17 protein-coding genes and 1 pseudogene are annotated in these 18,622 nt (G+C 34.2%); 10 read left to right on the forward strand and 8 right to left on the reverse strand.

Annotation, left to right across the window (positions count from 1 at the left end; all coding sequences use genetic code 11):
* Positions 1–146 precede the first annotated feature (146 nt).
* On the reverse strand, positions 147–1,637 hold the full coding sequence (locus IC220_RS03030) for an ankyrin repeat domain-containing protein (RefSeq protein WP_188153115.1): 1,491 nt from the start codon (positions 1,635–1,637) through the stop codon (positions 147–149).
* 169 nt (positions 1,638–1,806) lie between these two features.
* Between IC220_RS03030 and lepA the strand changes: the two genes are divergently transcribed.
* Positions 1,807–3,603, forward strand: coding sequence for a translation elongation factor 4 (lepA, locus tag IC220_RS03035; protein ID WP_188153116.1), 1,797 nt, complete (start codon positions 1,807–1,809; stop codon positions 3,601–3,603).
* A 98-nt stretch (positions 3,604–3,701) separates the two neighbouring features.
* Here lepA and pnp read toward each other — a convergent pair whose 3' ends face one another.
* The 3 genes from pnp to truB are packed head-to-tail and all read right to left on the reverse strand — an operon-like array spanning position 3,702 to position 7,156.
* Positions 3,702–5,981 carry a polyribonucleotide nucleotidyltransferase gene (pnp, locus tag IC220_RS03040; RefSeq protein WP_188153117.1) on the reverse strand — a complete coding sequence of 760 codons (2,280 nt, stop codon included), beginning with the start codon at positions 5,979–5,981 and terminating at the stop codon, positions 3,702–3,704.
* Positions 5,982–5,995: 14 nt separating this feature from the next.
* A complete protein-coding gene (rpsO, locus tag IC220_RS03045; protein ID WP_188153118.1) occupies positions 5,996–6,268 on the reverse strand; it encodes a 30S ribosomal protein S15 in 273 nt (90 codons plus the stop codon).
* Between the two features lie 21 nt (positions 6,269–6,289).
* Positions 6,290–7,156 (reverse strand): tRNA pseudouridine(55) synthase TruB, encoded by an 867-nt coding sequence (truB, locus tag IC220_RS03050; RefSeq protein ID WP_188153119.1) that lies wholly within the window; start codon positions 7,154–7,156, stop codon positions 6,290–6,292.
* A gap of 167 nt (positions 7,157–7,323) precedes the next feature.
* On the opposite strand from truB, the gene IC220_RS03055 reads away from it, so the two are divergent.
* The 4 genes from IC220_RS03055 to IC220_RS03070 all read left to right on the forward strand — a co-directional run bounded on the left by IC220_RS03055 (position 7,324) and on the right by IC220_RS03070 (position 9,878).
* Positions 7,324–7,875 carry a hypothetical protein gene (locus tag IC220_RS03055; RefSeq protein WP_188153120.1) on the forward strand — a complete coding sequence of 184 codons (552 nt, stop codon included), beginning with the start codon at positions 7,324–7,326 and terminating at the stop codon, positions 7,873–7,875.
* Positions 7,876–8,024: 149 nt separating this feature from the next.
* A complete protein-coding gene (locus tag IC220_RS03060; RefSeq protein ID WP_188153121.1) occupies positions 8,025–8,423 on the forward strand; it encodes a hypothetical protein in 399 nt (132 codons plus the stop codon).
* A 90-nt stretch (positions 8,424–8,513) separates the two neighbouring features.
* Complete coding sequence (locus IC220_RS03065; protein ID WP_188153122.1) at positions 8,514–8,888, forward strand: hypothetical protein; 375 nt, start codon at positions 8,514–8,516, stop codon at positions 8,886–8,888.
* Between the two features lie 189 nt (positions 8,889–9,077).
* A complete protein-coding gene (locus IC220_RS03070) occupies positions 9,078–9,878 on the forward strand; it encodes a hypothetical protein (protein ID WP_188153123.1) in 801 nt (266 codons plus the stop codon).
* A 109-nt stretch (positions 9,879–9,987) separates the two neighbouring features.
* On the opposite strand, the gene fabF is transcribed toward IC220_RS03070, so the two are convergent.
* Entirely contained in the window at positions 9,988–11,259 is a 1,272-nt protein-coding gene (gene fabF / locus IC220_RS03075; protein ID WP_188153124.1) for a beta-ketoacyl-ACP synthase II, read from the reverse strand.
* A gap of 10 nt (positions 11,260–11,269) precedes the next feature.
* Positions 11,270–11,527, reverse strand: coding sequence for an acyl carrier protein (gene acpP / locus IC220_RS03080; RefSeq protein WP_188153125.1), 258 nt, complete (start codon positions 11,525–11,527; stop codon positions 11,270–11,272).
* Between the two features lie 101 nt (positions 11,528–11,628).
* Between acpP and IC220_RS03085 the strand changes: the two genes are divergently transcribed.
* The 3 genes from IC220_RS03085 to rpe all read left to right on the forward strand — a co-directional run bounded on the left by IC220_RS03085 (position 11,629) and on the right by rpe (position 14,029).
* Positions 11,629–12,408: a polyprenyl synthetase family protein gene (locus IC220_RS03085; RefSeq protein WP_188153126.1), complete on the forward strand. Its 780-nt coding sequence runs from the start codon at positions 11,629–11,631 to the stop codon at positions 12,406–12,408.
* A complete protein-coding gene (locus tag IC220_RS03090; RefSeq protein WP_188153127.1) occupies positions 12,401–13,249 on the forward strand; it encodes an FKBP-type peptidyl-prolyl cis-trans isomerase in 849 nt (282 codons plus the stop codon). The genes IC220_RS03085 and IC220_RS03090 overlap by 8 nt, the downstream gene beginning before the upstream one ends.
* 105 nt (positions 13,250–13,354) lie before the next feature.
* The gene (gene rpe / locus IC220_RS03095) at positions 13,355–14,029 is read left to right on the forward strand and encodes a ribulose-phosphate 3-epimerase (RefSeq protein ID WP_188153128.1); all 675 of its coding nucleotides are present in this window, start codon (positions 13,355–13,357) and stop codon (positions 14,027–14,029) included.
* Between the two features lie 124 nt (positions 14,030–14,153).
* Here rpe and IC220_RS03100 read toward each other — a convergent pair whose 3' ends face one another.
* Together IC220_RS03100 and IC220_RS03105 are read right to left on the reverse strand one after the other, a co-directional pair.
* Positions 14,154–15,548, reverse strand: a complete 1,395-nt coding sequence (locus tag IC220_RS03100) for a hypothetical protein (protein ID WP_188153129.1) — start codon at positions 15,546–15,548, stop codon at positions 14,154–14,156.
* Between the two features lie 142 nt (positions 15,549–15,690).
* Positions 15,691–17,049: a UDP-N-acetylmuramoyl-tripeptide--D-alanyl-D-alanine ligase gene (locus IC220_RS03105; RefSeq protein ID WP_188153130.1), complete on the reverse strand. Its 1,359-nt coding sequence runs from the start codon at positions 17,047–17,049 to the stop codon at positions 15,691–15,693.
* Between the two features lie 144 nt (positions 17,050–17,193).
* Between IC220_RS03105 and IC220_RS03110 the strand changes: the two genes are divergently transcribed.
* Positions 17,194–18,360, forward strand: a complete 1,167-nt coding sequence (locus tag IC220_RS03110) for a ribonuclease D (protein WP_188153131.1) — start codon at positions 17,194–17,196, stop codon at positions 18,358–18,360.
* A gap of 137 nt (positions 18,361–18,497) precedes the next feature.
* Positions 18,498–18,622, forward strand: a pseudogene (locus tag IC220_RS03115) (IS256 family transposase); the annotation flags it as partial.

Genomic DNA, 18,622 nt, shown 5'->3' on the forward strand with positions numbered 1-18,622 from the left:
CCTGTTCGCCCTATCCACATCACTGCTGCTATGAACTTTCTGTTGTCCTTTGCACTCCTTCCACTATCCCCTTTCTTTCCGGGTAAACTCTCCTTTATCCTTTCCCATTGCTTATCTTTTAAGTCGTATAACATCCTTAGCTTCTCTCAAAAATTGTTATTATAACTCCTTTCTTTTTGAATGTCTACACTACCTAAATGTGGTTCAGGGCTGCCATCTTGCCATTCTTCAGGATCTTTCCATTCTTCAGGATAAGTTATATCAGCTTGACACTTAAGAATGCTATATATTATGTCTTTGTTTAGTCCAGCCTTGTTTAGTTCAGCCTTTTCTACTAATAGAATTAATGCTTCATGGACAGCATCAACATTGATATTATGTGTGTTAGCGTTTAAAGCATCTGTAATCAACTTCAAACTTTTTTCTACTTTGCTAAGGTCTTCAGAACCTTCTTCCACCTCGCTAAGGTTTTTGGATTTTATGGCATTATAAATATCTTTGAAATATTGTTTGAACTTGTCTGCTAAACATTTTTTTACCTTACTCGAGTCTTCGGAATCTTTCTTTGCCTCGCTAAGATTTCTGGATTTTATGACATTATAAATATCTTTGAAATATTGTTTGAACTCGTCATCACAACCTTTTAGAGGTACAAGGTAGTGATATATATGATACCTTCCAGTAACAGCATTCCTTTTGCAATGTTCTGCAATAGCCTTTTCTGCGTTCTCATAGTCTGCGTTATTTCTGGAACAAGAATAAGCTGCAAAATCTTCATTCTCGTAATAAGGCGTGCCTGTTGTCTCTATATTCTTTATCCTACTCATTAGATTAGCAATATTTTCTTCTTTTATGAAAATGTCATCTCTACCTGATTCAGCAAGTGTTTCAAGCAACTTTGGTATGCAGTCTTGCGCAAACGAAAAAATGAAATCTATATACGGCCAATTACTTCCTGTGTTTTGTGGTACGTCCCCGCATAAAAATTTACTAGGAACCTTTTCTATAAGGAGATTGTTTATCTTGTGCAAATCATCATTTTGTTGCATAACATAAAACATAGGAAGGGATGAAGAGCTATTGAAAAATATTAATTTATATACTTCATCATTCAATGGTAAATTAGAAAATAACTTTTTTGCTGTATCAAAGTCTTTTTTTATAATAGAGTTTCTAAAGAATGTATAAAGTATTATAGGATTTGCCCCTTTAGCAATCAATACCTCAATAAATTCATGACGATTATCTTGTGCTGCCATGTGTAACAAAGTTTCTCTTAAGTTATTTTGTGCATGTATAATTTGATCGTTACTTCGTGCAATCAAAAATTTAAAAGCTTCAAGTTGATTAGCCATAATAGCATTAGCCAAGGGAGTATTCCCGAAGTTACATCTTGCACTTAAGTTGGCATCTTTACTTATCAAGTATTCCATGATATCTAAATGTCCAAAGAAAGTTGCTATATGGAGTGGAGTATCACCATCAAGAACAATTCCATCACCTATAGGTCCTGAGTATCCGGTATTAATACCTATCTCTCCATTATCTATAAATTTCTTTACTTCTTCTAAATTTCCACTTCTCATGGCTTGAATGAATTTTTGTTCTATAGTTAATTCTTGTTCCGCATTTAACATTATATTTCCTTATTTAATATATTGGACTTAATATGTTAACACAAAAATTAATATTTAAAAGTTTTTTCTTGTTTTACTTGCATATAAATAGATTTTCTCAATGCAACCTTAATTATTGCTCTTATGTGACTTAAAATGTAAACTTACTTTAATTCCAAAGTAAAAAAGCATGGGTAACATAAGAAATTTTGCAATAATAGCGCACATAGATCATGGTAAATCAACACTTGCTGACCGTTTAATAGAAGAATGTAACGGTCTTGAGGCAAGAGAAATGGTAAATCAAATACTTGATTCTATGGATATAGAGCGTGAGCGTGGCATTACCATAAAAGCACAAACTGTAAGACTGAGTTATACAGCTAGTGATGGTAATCAGTATTGCTTAAATCTTATGGATACTCCAGGGCACGTCGATTTTTCATATGAAGTAAGTCGCAGTTTAGCTGCATGTGAAGGTTCACTTTTAGTAGTTGATAGTAGTCAAGGAGTTGAAGCGCAAACTCTTGCAAATGTCTACAAAGCTATTGATAACAATCATGAGATAATAGTTGTACTTAACAAAGTTGATCTTCCTGCTTCAGATCCAGAAAAAGTGAAACTTCAAATAGAAGAAGTAATTGGTATTGATGCCAGCGAGGCAGTTTTGATATCAGCCAAAACAGGTTTTGGTATAAAAGATGTATTGGAAGCTATAGTGAAAAAACTTCCAGCTCCACAAGGTGATGTGAATGCACCATTGCAAGCAATTTTAGTTGATAGTTGGTATGATACTTACCTAGGAGTAGTAATTCTAATACGCATTAAAAATGGTGTGCTTAAAAAAGGTATGAAAATCGTTATGATGTCCAATAATGCTACATATCAAGTGGATAACATCGGTATTTTTACTCCCAAAAAAGTTATGACGGAAGAGCTTTCTGCTGGAGAAGTTGGCTTCATTACTGCTTCAATGAAAGAGGTTGCAGACTGTCGAGTGGGTGATACTATTACTGAAGAAAAAAGGCCTTGTAGTGAAGCACTGCCAGGTTTTAAAGAAGTACACCCTGTGGTATTTTGTAGTATTTTTCCTAATAACACTGACGATTTCAAATATTTAAGAGAAGCGTTAGAGAAATTACACTTAAATGATGCTAGTTTCACCTTTGAGGCTGAAACTTCAAATGCGCTTGGCTATGGATTTCGTTGCGGTTTTCTTGGCATGTTACACCTTGAGGTGATACAAGAAAGGCTCGAGCGAGAATTTGATTTAGATCTAACAGCAACTGCACCGAGTGTCATCTATAAAATTACAACACAAAACGGCGAAACTCTTAATATTCATAACCCAAATGATATGCCAGATCCAACTAAAATTGAAATTGTGGAAGAACCATGGATTACTGCGACGATAATGGTTCCCGATCTATATTTAGGTGAGGTTCTATCTTTATGTGAAGAGAGGAGGGGAGAACAAGATGATCTATCATATGTTGGCAATACAACAACAGCACTCTTGAAATATAAATTACCACTTTCCGAAGTTGTTTTTGACTTTTATGATCGATTAAAATCAATTTCTAAAGGATATGCAAGTTTAGATTGGGAAATTTCCAGCTATCAAGTAAGTCAAATAGAAAAATTAAGTTTTTTAATCAATGGAGAACCGGTAGATGCACTAGCTTGTATCATACATAAAAGCAGGGCAGAAAGAAGAGGACGTGAAATATGTGCACGCCTGAAGGACTTAATACCGCGTCAGCAGTACAAAATTGCAATTCAAGGGGCAGTTGGTGGCAAAATTGTTGCCAGAGAGACGATTAATCCATATAGAAAGGATGTTACAGCTAAACTTTATGGTGGGGACGTGACGCGAAGGATGAAACTCCTTGAGAAGCAGAAGAAGGGTAAAAAGAGACTACATTCTATAGGAAATGTAAATATTCCACAAAATGCTTTTATCCAAGCTTTGAAAATAAATGATTAGATGCTGACCATTTCTGCGATCACCGCTAAAGGCTTTCTTTATAATCAGGAAAGTATAAAAGCCTCTTGCCAGAGGCTTTTATATTTCAAAGAAGGTGTTTAATAGAAGCCACCACCTGTTGATGGATCATCATTATTATTGCCAAATCTCGGTCTACCTTTGTTGTTGAAACGAGGACGAGAAGGTCTTTTAAATCCAGGTTTCTTATTAAATGAATTACCATAGTGGTTTCCCCTATCGGGTGAACCATCTTTTTTTTCTTCATTATAAAGTTCACCTTCAAAAAACTCTCCTGTTTCTTGATTAACCCTGCGCCTTGACAATTTTGGATATCCACCCTTTTCGAAGTCAATGACTAATGCTTTAAAAATATCACCTTCCTTTAGTATGCTATCTATAGATTCTATGTGTTGATTAGCTACTTCACTGATATGCATTTTTCCCTTTTTGCCACTACAAAGCTCAAGTTCTACGATAGACTTATCTATTCTTATAACTTTAGCATCCACTATAGAGCCTTCTTCTAGCTCTGTTATGGAACTAATAATCATACTTTTTGCAATTTCAGCTTCACTATTACTCGTAGCAAAAATGGAAATCCTGCCATCATCTTCTATTTCAACTTTAGCATTGCTTTTTTCACATATGTTACGTATATTTTTTCCTTTAGTACCTATAGCGGCTGCAATTTTCTCTTTATCTATGTAAAATGATACTATTCTTGGTGCATGTTCTTTTACATCATCACTATGTTCTGAAATGACAGCATTCATTTTTTCTAGAATATGTAATCTACCAGCTTTTGCTTGCTCTAGAGATTTTTCAACGATTTCAAAGCTTATGCCAGAAATTTTCATATCCATTTGTAGTGCTGTAACTCCTGTACTAGTTCCTGCGACTTTAAAATCCATATCACCTAAATAATCCTCGTCACCTAGTATATCGGAGAGTATTACATAGTCATCTTTGTCTTTTATAAGACCCATGGCGATTCCCGCAACCGGAGCTTTTATTGGTACTCCTGTATCCATCAGGGCAAGAGATGCGCCACAAACTGTTGCCATAGAGGAAGAGCCATCAGATTCCAGAATTTCAGACACTGCTCTAATTGCGTAAGGAAATTCTGATTTATCAGGTAAAACCGGATGAATTGCTTTCCAAGCAAGTTTACCATGACCAATTTCTCTCCTACCTGGTGCACGTGCAGCAGATGTTTCACCAACAGCAAATGAAGGGAAATTATAATGTAACATAAAATGTTCGCGTCTATCTCCCTCAATATCATCCACAATTTGCTCATCCTGCGTAGTGCCAAGAGCAGTAACAACTAATGCTTGAGTGTTACCTCTAGTAAATAAAGCAGAACCATGGGTTTTAGGTAAGATATCAACTTCAATCTCTATTTGACGTATCTCATCATACTTGCGGCCATCTATTCTAACACCTGCTTTTTTAATTATTTTGCGCACTAAAGAACGTTCAAAATTCTTCATTGTATATGTGACTAGCTTTTCTTCTTTGTCAGTTTCTTTAAAAGTATTTATTATATTTTCTCTCACAACTTCCAAAGCTTGAACCCGCTCTTGTTTTATTTTTTTTGAATACGCTTCTTCAAAAGCTTTACTATTTTTCTCAAGTTCTTGCACTATATCTGATACATCAACAGTTGCAATGTTTGCAGTGCTTGCAGGTTTATTTCCAACTTTATCAGCAAACTGCTTTATGCATTTAATAACAGGCTGAAGATGCTCATGCCCGAATTTTATAGCATTAATGATGTCTTCCTCAGAAAGTTGTTTTATTTCTGATTCAACCATTAAGATAGAGTTTTCATCACCAGATAAAAATAAATCTAAACTGCTTGTTTTGATTTCTTGAACAGAAGGATTAAGTATATAATTGTTATTTTCATCGCAACCAACCATAATCCCTGCTATTATTGACTGAAATGGTACACCAGAAATTGCAAGTGCTGCAACAGTACCAATTAGCGCTGCCACTTCAGGCGGATTGACCATATCATAAGTCAATAAGTTACACATTACGCTAACTTCATCGTGAAAGTTATCTGGAAATAGAGGTCTTATACTTCTATCTATTAACCTTGCGATCAAGGTTTCTCTATCAGATGGCTTACCTTCTCTTTTAAAAAATCCACCAGGGATTTTACCTGTAGAATAGCCTTTTGCAATAAATTGTACATTTAAAGGAAGAAAGTCAACACTCTCTTCTTTTTTTTTACTTACAACGGTTACTAAAACAGAAGTATCACCGTAATTTACAACCACTGAACCATGGGCTTGACGGGCTATTTTGCCGGTTTCTATTGACAAGGTACGACCACCCCATTCTATAGACTCCTTTATAATTTTAAACATATTGAACTCCTCAGTTACTTTCTAATTCCTAATTTTCCTATTAGTTCTTGATAGGTTTCATTACCAAATTTACGCTTTATATAATTTAAATGCTTACGTCTTCTACCTATCAATATAAGTAACCCACGCTTAGAGTGATGATCATGTTTGTGCACCTTAAAATGCTCAGTTAAGCTAGTGATTCTCTCGGTTAAAATTGCACATTGTACGAAAGATGAGCCTGTATCATTTTCCTTAGTTGCGTATATATTAATTAATTTTTTTTTCTTCTCGGATGTTATCGACATCTAAAAACCTCATATATTATATCAAATATTAAAAACACGAATAGGCTTTATATAACCATAAATAAAGCTGCAGATTGCGATAGGCAAACTACCCATTATCGTATAACAAATATCATAATTCTTTAAATTACACAAGTTATTTAATATAATTTCTTGACCATTTTTAATTTTTTTCGCGTCTTCTGCAGAAATTTCAATTTTGGGTATTGTTTGTAAAATGGATGTAACAGAAATAATTTTATCTTTTTTTGTCAATTGTTCAATTGTCACTGCTTCATCTTCCTTAAAGTCACCTACCATAGTTCTTCTTAATTTTGTCACATATCCGAAACAATTCAATGCAATTCCAAGGTCTCGCGCAATTGACCTAACATATACACCACTGCCGCATAGCATAGAAAAGTTTGAACTGTTATTTGTCGCGTCCATAGAAACTAATTTTAGTTCATGTATATGAATTAAACGTGGTTTCATGGTTACTTCTTGACCACCTCTTGCCAGTTTATATGCTCTTACACCGTTAATTTTTAGTGAAGAAAATACTGGAGGAACCTGCATTACCTGGCCAATGAAATTCTTAATTGCACAATTTATTTGATTATCATCAGGTTTGAGAGAACTACTTCTCATAATTTCACCATCAGAATCATCCGTAGTTCTTTGTTCACCCCACTTTACTGTAAAATTATATGCTTTTAAGTCAAAATGTAGGTATGGTATTGTTTTTGTTGCTTCGCCAAGGGCAATTGGTAAGACCCCAGAAGCTAAAGGATCAAGTGTTCCCAGATGACCGGCTTTTTTGATATTCAAAGCCTTTTTAACTTGAGTTACAATTTTTGTAGAACTGATCCCTACCGGTTTATCAATATTAAGCCAACCATGTGTCATGTAATAATTATATTTATTAGTAATAAATTAGAAAGAAAAATTTGAAGTTAATTTTTATTACCTTTTTATTACCCTTTATAAAACTCAAAAGAAATTATATCAAAATATATATAATTATATTTCCAATCAAGGTATACTTAATTAGTATATTTTTTTGAGGTGAAGGTATGGAAATAACAAAAGATATTATGCCTATGGTAGGTATTACAATGAGTTTATTAACTTTAGTAGCAACGGTAGTTGTAATATCCCAGCCATTAAATATTGATCTATCAGATAGGGTATGCATAGTGATGAGTTTGTGTATACTTTCTGGACTTTCAATAGGAATAACCGCAAGATATGCTGATTGCGACTACGGTGAATATATAATAGAAGATAACATTCAAAATGATGAAATCTCAAAAGATGAAGTCTCAAAAGATAAAGTTCAGCAAGGTGAAACCCCAAATGATGAGATCCTAAATGATGAACCAGTACTTGCTGCTCAATGCGACAACAAGGGGGTTAAATTCAGAGATGCTGTAGAAGTTATAACTATTACACCTAATCGATCTACCAGTACATCAACTGAAGTTAATGGTGAAAATAATATTGGTGATGTGAGAATAGGGGATGAAGTGATGGCATTAGATATAAGTAATGAGAAGCCAGAGACTGTAATACAACAGCCCAAACTGGTTAAGTGCCTTTTACACTACTATGATGCCCTAAAATAGTGAAACCTGTTTTTTTGAGGTTTGCTTATGCTCTTCAACTGCAGTATGCTTCTCCTTTCATAATAGACAGGTTTTGCAAAAGGGCTAAAAAGATAGAATTATATTTGTAACTAAAGTATGTTTAACTGATTTTTATTTAAGGGGGAAGTGTGAGAATAAATAGAAAAAATGCTATATATTTAGTATATGCCGTGATAAGTATATCTATTATGGTAGTAACAGTATTTACATTATTTTATCCATCGTTATTTTATTTAGCAACTCTATCTTCACTTTCATCACAGGAAGAACTTGCTATAAGAGTAATGTCATGTGTGGGTAGTCTATGTTTTTTAGCAATGACTATGGCTTCTTTACTTCGCTTGCATGAAACGCAGCACGTAGAAAATGAGACCTCAGAAATTGTAATTTGTAATTCATTTGCTCAATCTTCAGAAATTGTTGATCAGCCTCCTTCATATTCAGAAGTTATAGAAATGGATAAACTTCCTTCATACTCAGATGCTGTAAAAATAAGTCAATCTAAATGTGATGGTAGAATATGCTAAAAATTGTAAACAAATAGTATACAAAGGTATAGAATTATATTTGTAGCTAAGGTATATTATAGCTAATTTTCATTTAAGAGGGGTATGAAAGTGAATAAAATAAAAATTGCGCATATAGTATGTGTTGTGATAAATGTACCGATTACGATATTAACAATAATAACATCGTGTTATCCATCGTTACTTGGCGTATCAAAGTCAACTTCACCACAAACAGAATTTGCCGTAAGACTAGCTTCATGTGTAGGTAGTATGATCTCTTCAATAATGGCTTCAATTTCTTTAACGTATTTACACAACCAGTACGTAAAAATTGTAGATAGTAACTTACCTACTCAATGTTCAGAAGTTATAGAAATGGATCGACTTCCTTCATATTCAGAAGTTATAGAAATGAATGAACTTCCTTCATACTCAGATGCTGTAAAAATAAGTCAATCTAAATGTGATAGTAGAACATGCTAAATATTGCAAATAATCTTAAGTCATGATAAAGAAGTGAAACTTTCTACCTCTTGCCTTTTTGTAGAGTAGGTAAAATTCATTAAGATATTAATATATTTTATTTTTATTTATAAAAATATCGTTAAAATATATTGAATTATAGATATAGTTGAGATATACTTAACTAATATTAATTTTTTAGGAGAATTTATGATAAGTGCGTCACCAATGACAGAAGTCATTAAGAATAAAAACAACATTATCCCTATGGTGGGTGTTACAATAGGTACATTAGCTACAGTAATGGCAGTAGCTGCAATATTTAGTCCAACATTATTTGGTCTATTAGGTATTGGTGCAGTTGCAGGTGCAGGTGCAGGATTTTCACCAGTGCTTTTGGGTGTTATTGCTGCATTTTCTCTTGCATTTGTTTTCACTGCAGTACAGCAGATTATTACTAATACAGCAGTAGAGAAGACTAATGCGAAAGTAGCGAAAACCAATGCGGTAGTAGAGTGGAATATTAACAACGTAAAAGAGCTTAAAAAGAGAAATGTTGTAGATGGTGCTGTGCAGTATATGTTGGATCATTGTGATACATCAGTAATTAAAGATGGTGAAATATCTGAAAAAGATGATATGTTACTATTAACACTATCAACTGCTGACTACAACGCACTTAAAGAAGGTGAGGTAGATAGAAGCGAAGTATCTTTGTCTGTATTATTGCGTAATTCAGCAACAAATGATGCAAAAGAAGTGAAAGTTACATTCACTCATTGCGAGATACCTGATACTGATAAAAGTGAATCTTTTTCAGTGAGCTTAACTGAGGTTAATGGGAAAAATACAGTTGGTGAAATGAAAGCAGAGTTGGATTTAATTTTTAACTCAAACAAGAAAGTTGTAGTTTCTAATCAACCTTTTGACTCATTGATCAATGAGAATATGATAGCTTCTGCTATAAAAGGTCCTATAGTAAGTGCGTTTATGAATCGTATAGCAAAATAATATCTTAAATCTATCAAAGAAGTAGAGAATTCTCTACTTCTTTTTTTTAAGTTTTTGCACGTAGCAGCTTGAACTTTAGTTGACTCTTGAAAGATATTATAGAAAAATATCAAATCTTGCCAAAAAGAAGTGATGCATTTGTACCACCGAAGCCAAATGAATTGGAGAGTGCATATTGAATTTTATGTTCCTGAGCTTTAAGCGGCACAAAATTTAAATCACATCCTTCTGAAGGGTTGTGTAAATTTAAAGTTGGTGGAACAATTTCACTATTTAATGCAAAAATACTAAATATTGCTTCTACACTACCTGCAGCTCCAAGTAAATGACCTATGGATGATTTAGTTGAAGAGATCGGTATTTTGTGTGCATAGTCACCAAATAATTGCTTTATTGCTGTTACTTCAACTTGATCTCCAAGTAGTGTTGAAGTTCCGTGAGCATTTATATATCCAATTTGATCGGTATTGATTTGTGCACTTTTTAAAGCAAGTTGCATTGCCTTTAAAGCTCCTTTTCCCTCTGGGTGCGGGGCAGTGATGTGATATGCATCTCCGGTTAACCCATAGCCAATAAGTTCAGCATATATTTTTGCATTTCTGCTTTTTGCATGCTCGTATTCTTCCAAAACTAAAATACCTGCGCCTTCGCCAATGACAAATCCATCACGTTCTTTGTCCCATGGTCTTGACGCTTTCTCAGGTCTATCGTTAAATTTAGTTGATAGTGCTTTCATAGATGCAAAACCTGCAATGCCAACCCTGCATAATGCGCTTTCTGCTCCACCTGCAATCATTATGTCTGCTTCGTCAAGTTTTATAGCTCTTGCGGAATTTATAATCGCATGTGCACCTGTTGCACAAGCTGTAACTGCTGAATCGTTGGGGCCAGTAAACTCATATCTCATTGAGACATGCCCAGATATTAAGTTTATTAGGCTTGCAGGGACAAAAAACGGACTTACACGTCTCGGCCCTTTTTCTTGCATGGTAATAACATTTTCTTGAATAACCGGTAGACCACCGATGCCAGAACCAATAGCTACGCCTACACGGCTTTTATCGATGTGCAAATTCTCTAAGATCAAGGAATTTTCTACAGCCTGTACTGCTGCAGCTATACCATAATGAATAAAAAGATCTGTTCTTCTTAGATCCTTTTCAGGAATGTAATCTGTCGGATTGAAATAATGTTCAACACCATCAGATTGTAATGGTACCTGTCCTGCAACCTTACAAGCAAGATCAGAAACATCAAATCTACTTTTACTGATTGCCTTGATACCAGACTTGCCAGCTATCAATCTTGACCAAGTGCTCGCAGCATTCGCTGCTAGCGGAGTAATTAAGCCAACGCCAGTAACTACTACTCTTCTGCTCATTTGACACTAATTATTTTTTCTTACTGATATACTCAACTATATTATCCATGGTCTCCATTTGCTGTGCATCTTCATCTGGAATCTCGATTCCAAACTCATCTTCTGCTGCCATAATTATTTCAACCGCATCTAGACTGTCAGCACCGTGATCTGATAATTTCGAAGAACTATTGAAATTTTCTGTATCTTTACTAATATGATCCAGTATAATTTTTTTCACTTTTGCCTCTATATCTTCTCTGTTGTTTTTTGCCAATTCATTACTCATCGTTTATAAAAAAATAACCTATTTTTTATTATAAAGAAATTTTCATGTTTGCAATATCTTAATGTTAGTTATTTTCAGAATTTAGATTTATAATTACCATTATGAAACAGCTAATTGTTGCAGAAATAGAGAGGCTTGTGCCTGAAAACAACCAAGATAAGCTTATATCAGCAATGCGCTATATATTACTTGCTCCGGCAAAATATATACGTCCATCTTTGGTTATAGCTTCAGCTCAAGTCTTTGATGTTGCAATTGAAAGAGTATTACCGATTGCTGTAGCAGTTGAATTTGTACATGCTTACTCTCTTATTCATGATGATTTGCCTTGTATGGACAATAGCGATACTCGTAGGGGCCAACCAAGCTGCCATAAAAAATTTGATGAAGCAACAGCAGTACTGGCGGGGGATGCATTGCTTACTCTTGTTTTTGAAACTTTATCTTCATTGAACGACGAGAAATGTTGTGAGATTATAAAGGTGCTGTCTCAAGCAATAGGACATGCAGGTATGGTAAGAGGACAAGTTCTAGATATCGAAAGTAAAGGTAACGAGAATGTCGATTCTGACCATATAAAAAATATTCATTTATTGAAAACCGCTAAGCTATTTGCAGTATCATGTGAAATAGGTGCTATAATAGGTAGTGCAACAAATGAGCAACGAAGAGCATTGTATAACTATGGAACGCATCTAGGGCTTATCTTTCAAGCTAATGATGATATTGCAGATTATGAACAAAATAATTTAATTAGCAAAAACAAAGTGAAGAGTTATATAGAAGATCTCTTTAACCAAGCTTTACAAAATTTAAGTATACTTTCAGGCAACACTGATTATTTATATAACTTATTGAGTCAAATAAAAAACAATGGTTAAAAAGATTATACTACAATTATTAATTTCTATAGTAATGATCTTGACGATGACAATTGCCTTTACTGTTATCGTTGTGCACATTAACAAAAATAAACCAGCAAAAAAAGATAGACCTTATGAAATGAATGCTACACATGAAGGTCTAGTGCAAACTGTTGCACACTATCTAATCAAGCCGCTGCTTGAGTCGGCGTTTGATCGTTATATCGAAAAAAATGGTTTGGCTGAATATTTGGAAGAAATGAAACAACAAACGGAAGTGGATTTAGTAAATTTTTACGAAATTGCTGAAGGGGAGGGGAGTAAAGCTTTTTGTGGTCAACAAGTCTCGCTGCAGATACATAAGATGTCCGGTGGCAACATACTACCTTTTCAGACTTCTGATGTTACCTTGGAGATAGGTAGAGATAAGCTAAGCTTGGGAGTGATAGGAATGAAAGAGGGCGGAGAGCGTGTAGTGCTAGTAAATGATGACAATAAAAATGTTGATTCATATTATGTCAAGCTGATAGAAGTGAAAAATAAGTATCCTGAATCAATCAATAACCTCATGATTTTTGATAACTTAACTAACAAATTTGGTAAAAAAGTAAAGTGCGGTGATGAGATATCAATTAAGTATAGCATCAGAAAACATAACGGTGAACTTCAAATAGAGAATCAAGCAGTACAATTTAAAGTTGGTGATAAAAAAGTACCGCTTGCCATAGAGCTTGGGGTGATAGGGATGAGGGTCGGCAATAGTAGAACTATTATTTCTCCTCCAGATGTTTTGACTATCGATGGTAATGATGACATGTTTGATGAAGAAAATATTTCGATCATTGATTTAAGCTTATAATTTTTTATTATAAAAATATCATAAATAAAATTGGCCTTTAAAACGAAATCCTTTTTTTTTTGTGAGATATAGGTTACTTTTTTCTTTTAATAAGAAAACACACTTATGGGTATAAAAATTGCACCATCTATACTCTCAGCAGATTTTGCCAAACTAGGCGAAGAGGTAGAGAAAATTAACGACTTGGCTGTAGATTATGTGCATATAGATGTAATGGATGGAAATTTTGTTCCTAATATTACAATTGGTCCAAGTGTTATTTCGGCAGTACGTCAATACAGTACACTTCCTTTTGATGTACATCTTATGATTAACTCTCCAGGGAATCACATTGAAAGCTTTGTCAATGCAGGTGCTGATATAATTACTATACATGCAGAGGCAGAAATACACCTTGAAAGATTAATAAAAAAAATAAAGTCATATAAAAATATAAATGATACAAAAAAAATGGTTGGAGCTGGAGTTGCAATTGTTCCTTCAACCCATACGAACGTGCTGGAATATATAATACATGAGCTGGATATCGTGTTGATTATGTCTGTGAATCCAGGTTTTGGTGGACAGGATTTTCTTCATTCACAATTAGATAAAATATCTGTGGTGAAGAAGATGATACAGGAACGTAATCTCAGTACACAAATTTCAGTGGATGGTGGAGTTAATCTTTCTAATGCAGCTAAAGTTATACAAGCAGGTGCAGATATTTTAGTTGTAGGTTCAGCAATATTCAAGGCTGAAGATATACAAAAAACTATAAATGACCTGAAAAATCTGTAAAGTTTAAAAACCTATGCAAGCCTCAGCAGATCCGTGAGACCTCGTGCAAACTTGATTTCTGGTGGGAAGCTTGCAGAGGTCTACCTTTTAATTATACTGTCTATATTACTTTTAGTCACTAAAATTATTTTGGGTACAAACTAAAATCATTATGAAAGCTGTACTGTAAATCATGCATTGCTTTCTTCTCTTGTGCGGCAGCTGTAAAGGATTTAGTCATTATAGTTCCAACTTGGTCACGCAGTGCATCAGTAACTATATTACCCGTGCCTGGCTTTGCAGCAGCTGGTTTTGCATCAGCTGACTTTAGTTTAACACCTTTTCTTATTTGTTTAAAAAGAGCATCTCTATTTTCTACCGGAATATTATTTTTATTGCCAGTTTGAGGCTTCGCTTTTGTAGGCTCTGGTGGAGGAGGTGGAGCCATATTACTGCTTACACCAGCATTTTGCTGTATTACGTGTGCTGTCTGTGTATTGAGAATACCTGTCAATTGACTACTTGACATAGAATCTTCTGTGCCATAATTGGCAATCTTACGCTGCTGAAGTACTTGATGCATTTGTATATCAAAATTTTGATTGCTAGCTTGAGACTTCGCTTTTGTAGGCTTCGGAGGTAGTGGTGGTGGTGCCATACTCTTTACAGCTGTAGGATCTTGGTACTGGTTGCTACCATTATTTTGATTGCTAGCTTGAGGCTCTGTTTTTGTAGTTTTTGGAGGTAGTGGTGTGGGTGATATTATACCATTTATAAATGGTGGTAGAGGTAGAGGTGACATAGGAGGAAGTACTTGAGGCTTTTGTGGAGTAGGTGGTGGTGCCATACTCTTTACAGCAGGAGGTGTTGTAGAAGGTGTAGTAGAAACCGTAGTACTTTTTGCTTCAACAGCATTTCTACGAATCTGAACTGCATTTTGCAAATCATCATAAAAATTTTGTGCACCTGCATTAGGTGTCTTTGCCACTAGTTCTGCAGTAATTGCTTGTGTTTGTGCATTTGGCTGCTTATAACCATTATTAAGCTGTGCTGGTATAGGCTCTGGTGGAGGAGGTGGTGCCATACTAGCTGGTTTTGCAGCTGGTTTTGCAGTAGCTACCTGTGCCCTCTCAGGTGGGTTTTCCGTCTGTATACTCATGTTAACTACACTTATCTGTGTATCATCTGTCTGTGTACCCCTTTCAACTACGCTTTTCTTTGTATTGTCTGTCTGTGTACCCCTCTCAGCGAAATTTGTCTGCGTACTCACATTAGCTACATTGCTGCTTGCATCAACAGTATTTTCTTGTACGTCTTTTTTGTTATTTCTATTGCAGAAAATTGCCACAAATGAACTTATTATTACCATAACTGCAATTGCTGCTATAATTGCGCAAACAACCTGAATTTGTTTTGAAGTTTTGTCTGCAGTAGCAATAGTATATAATGAACCTAATAATAAGGTAGCAAGTACAATAGTAGATTTAGGGTATCCAATAAAAGCTGGATTATGGTTTTGCTTATCAGGTGCTTTACTCATTTTTTACAATCATAATATATATATCAATGATAAATAAATTAATAACTTTTGTCAACTTTTTAAGCCAAATTATATATAATAAAGATTTCTTATATAATTGCTATATTTTTTGCTAACCACAGTTACAAAGAGGTCTATTAAGTCATACAGATAAAATTTTCTGCACTATAAGATCCATTTTTACTCCTCGTGAGCCTTTAATTAAAACTACGTCATTGTTTTGAATGATGTCATTTAAATTATTTTCTAGTTGATGAGAATCATTAAAATGCATACCTTGTATTTCATCTGGTAACAGTTTATGTAGCTCTAACATCAGCCCACCGACTGTGTGAACTTTATCTATGTTACACTCTGTGATAAAGTCACATAGCTCTCTATGAAACTTTGTACTTTCATCACCAAGTTCTAGCATATCACCAAGTAATGCAACCTTTCTTTTATTAGAATGTATCCCTAAAGTTCTTATAGCAGCCTTCATTGACGCAGGACTAGCATTATAAGAATCGTCAATTAACCATATGTGTTTCTCTTTATATTGAGTGCTATAAATATTTCCTCTGCCGTTTGGGACCTTGAAAGTTGCAAATGCATTCTGTGGCAACTCGAGATTTAAGATTTCCATAACTGCTATAGTAGCTAATGCAGAGTAAATAAAGTGCTCTCCTTGCACGTGCAAATTGCAGTTTATAATTTTATCGTTGCTTAATTTAACTTTTAAAACTAATCCACTGTGACTTCTTGTTAAGTCTAGTAAGTGAATCATGGCATCTTGGTATCTGCCAAAGTTTACGATATGTCTATCAGATTGCGATGATAAATAGTCATAATATTGATTGTCCTTATTTAATACTAGAATACCGTTGCTTTTCATCCTGTGCAGTATTTCTAATTTCGCTTGTGCAATATCAAACAAAGAGGAGAAATTTGCAGTATGTGCATGCTCAATATTAGTAATAATTGCAATATCCGGATTGCTGATCTCTGATAATTCTTTTATTTCACCACTTTTACTCATTCCCATTTCAAGAATTAAGTATTCACAATTTTGTGGGGCTGCAAGTATAGTGAGGGGCAATCCTATGTTATTATTTAAATTGTCGTTGTTTGCATGAGATACACCATATTGTGATAAAGTGGTATGTAGCATATCTTTTGTAGTAGTTTTTCCCACACTACCTGTAACTGCAATAACTTTAGCACCAACAAGAACATTTTTTATGTAGTATGATGCCATATTATGTAAGGCTTTTAGTGTATCTTTTACAATAATTAAGGGAAAGTTTTTGTATCTATCTTCACTTATTATTGCCGCAGTAGCTCCTTTTGCAAATGCTTCATCCAAAAAATTATGACCATCAAAATTGCTTCCTTTTAGGGCTATAAATAAATCACCTTTTTTTATATCTCTCGTATCTGTTGAAATTTTTGTACTGCACCAGCTGCCCATTTTTCTACCACCGGTGGCGATTGCTGCATGATTTTCGTTCCATTGAAACATAAATGTTAATATTAAAAATTGATAAGATTTAATCTTAAGCTTTAATCTTAAGCTTTAATCTTAAACTGGATTTATAGCTTCTAAAAACACTTTTACGTTAATTGTAAAAGTTGTGATACAATAAAACCGCAAAATGGAAAGTATATGTTAATAGTTACCACATCTGAACTTGAAGATGCGTGCGAAAAATTAAATACAGTAAAACCAAAATTCATAGCAGTTGATACCGAGTTTATTAGAAATAATATAACTTACTATCCAAAATTATCATTAGTACAGGTATCCTATGGGGAAAAGAGTTTTATTGTGGATGCATTGGCACCAGAAATTGATTTATCAGCCATTGAGAAAATAATGCTCAATAAAGAAATAACAAAAGTATTTCACAGCTGTAAGCAGGATATGGAATCTTTATTGACTGTGTTTAAAGATATTCCTGCTCCTATTTTTGATACCCAAGTTGCTGCTATGTTTTGTACTTATTATTATGATTTTATTGGTTATTCGAAATTGATAGAGCAATATATGGGAATAACCTTGGATAAACTTAAAGCTAAAAATTCAGATTGGTTGGAGCGACCACTATCTGAAGAACAATTGGATTATGCAATAAATGATGTGACCTATTTGTATGACCTATATCAAATATTGTGTGACAAGCTTGAAGAGAGTGGTAGGGCTAGTTGGTTTCAAGAAGAGATGCATACAGTAGGCGATATAAACAGATATACCCATCATCCCAAAAATGCGTGGAAAAGAATAAAATTTAATCATCCACAATTAATGTTAACTGTTAAGGCAGTTAGTGAATGGCAAGAAACCTTAGCACAGCGTTATAATGTAAATCGTAATAAGATAATCAACAATGCTGTAATTGTTGGCTTAATTGAGAGAAACGTGGAACGTGTTGATGAAATTCTAGATGAATTGAAAAAAAAGGCGAAAAACGTAAAGGAAGAAGACTTATTGGAGTTCATAAATATTTTTAACGACAATGAGAAGTACTGCATGCAACATGCCAATATTTCATTGGATAATTATGATAAGTCTGTATTTGATATATTATCGATTATTTTAGAAGGTAAGTGTAAAGAAAATAATATGTCACGCAAATTAGTTGCATCAAAAGATGAATTAATTAAATCAATATCTGGGCAAACACAAGACTTATTTAGGGGATGGAGATATGATTTTTTCGGCAAATCTGTAAAATTGTTTATGGATGCCGACTTAAAGTTCGAAATTGCGTCAGTGAAATCTGCAGATAATATAGCCAGAATTCAGAGCAGAGCAATAAAGATCGAGTGCTAAAAATCTATTTATCACCGCAGATAGGTCCACTCAAAAGTTAGGCTATAGTGTAAGCGCGGCAACTTGGGGAGTGTTAAATAAACTGTGTCAAACCGAAAAATGATATATTAATGATATAAAAAATGGAGGTTTAACAAATGAAAGAAAAAAGAGCAAACAACTATGTTGGATTAGTAAACTATCAAGAATTAGAGACAAATATCCTGTCATCTATAAGAGAAGGTAAACCACTAACCGGAAGAGAAGGAGCACTGACACCTTT

The organism is Wolbachia endosymbiont of Pentalonia nigronervosa, from assembly GCF_014534705.1.
Taxonomy (GTDB): domain Bacteria; phylum Pseudomonadota; class Alphaproteobacteria; order Rickettsiales; family Anaplasmataceae; genus Wolbachia.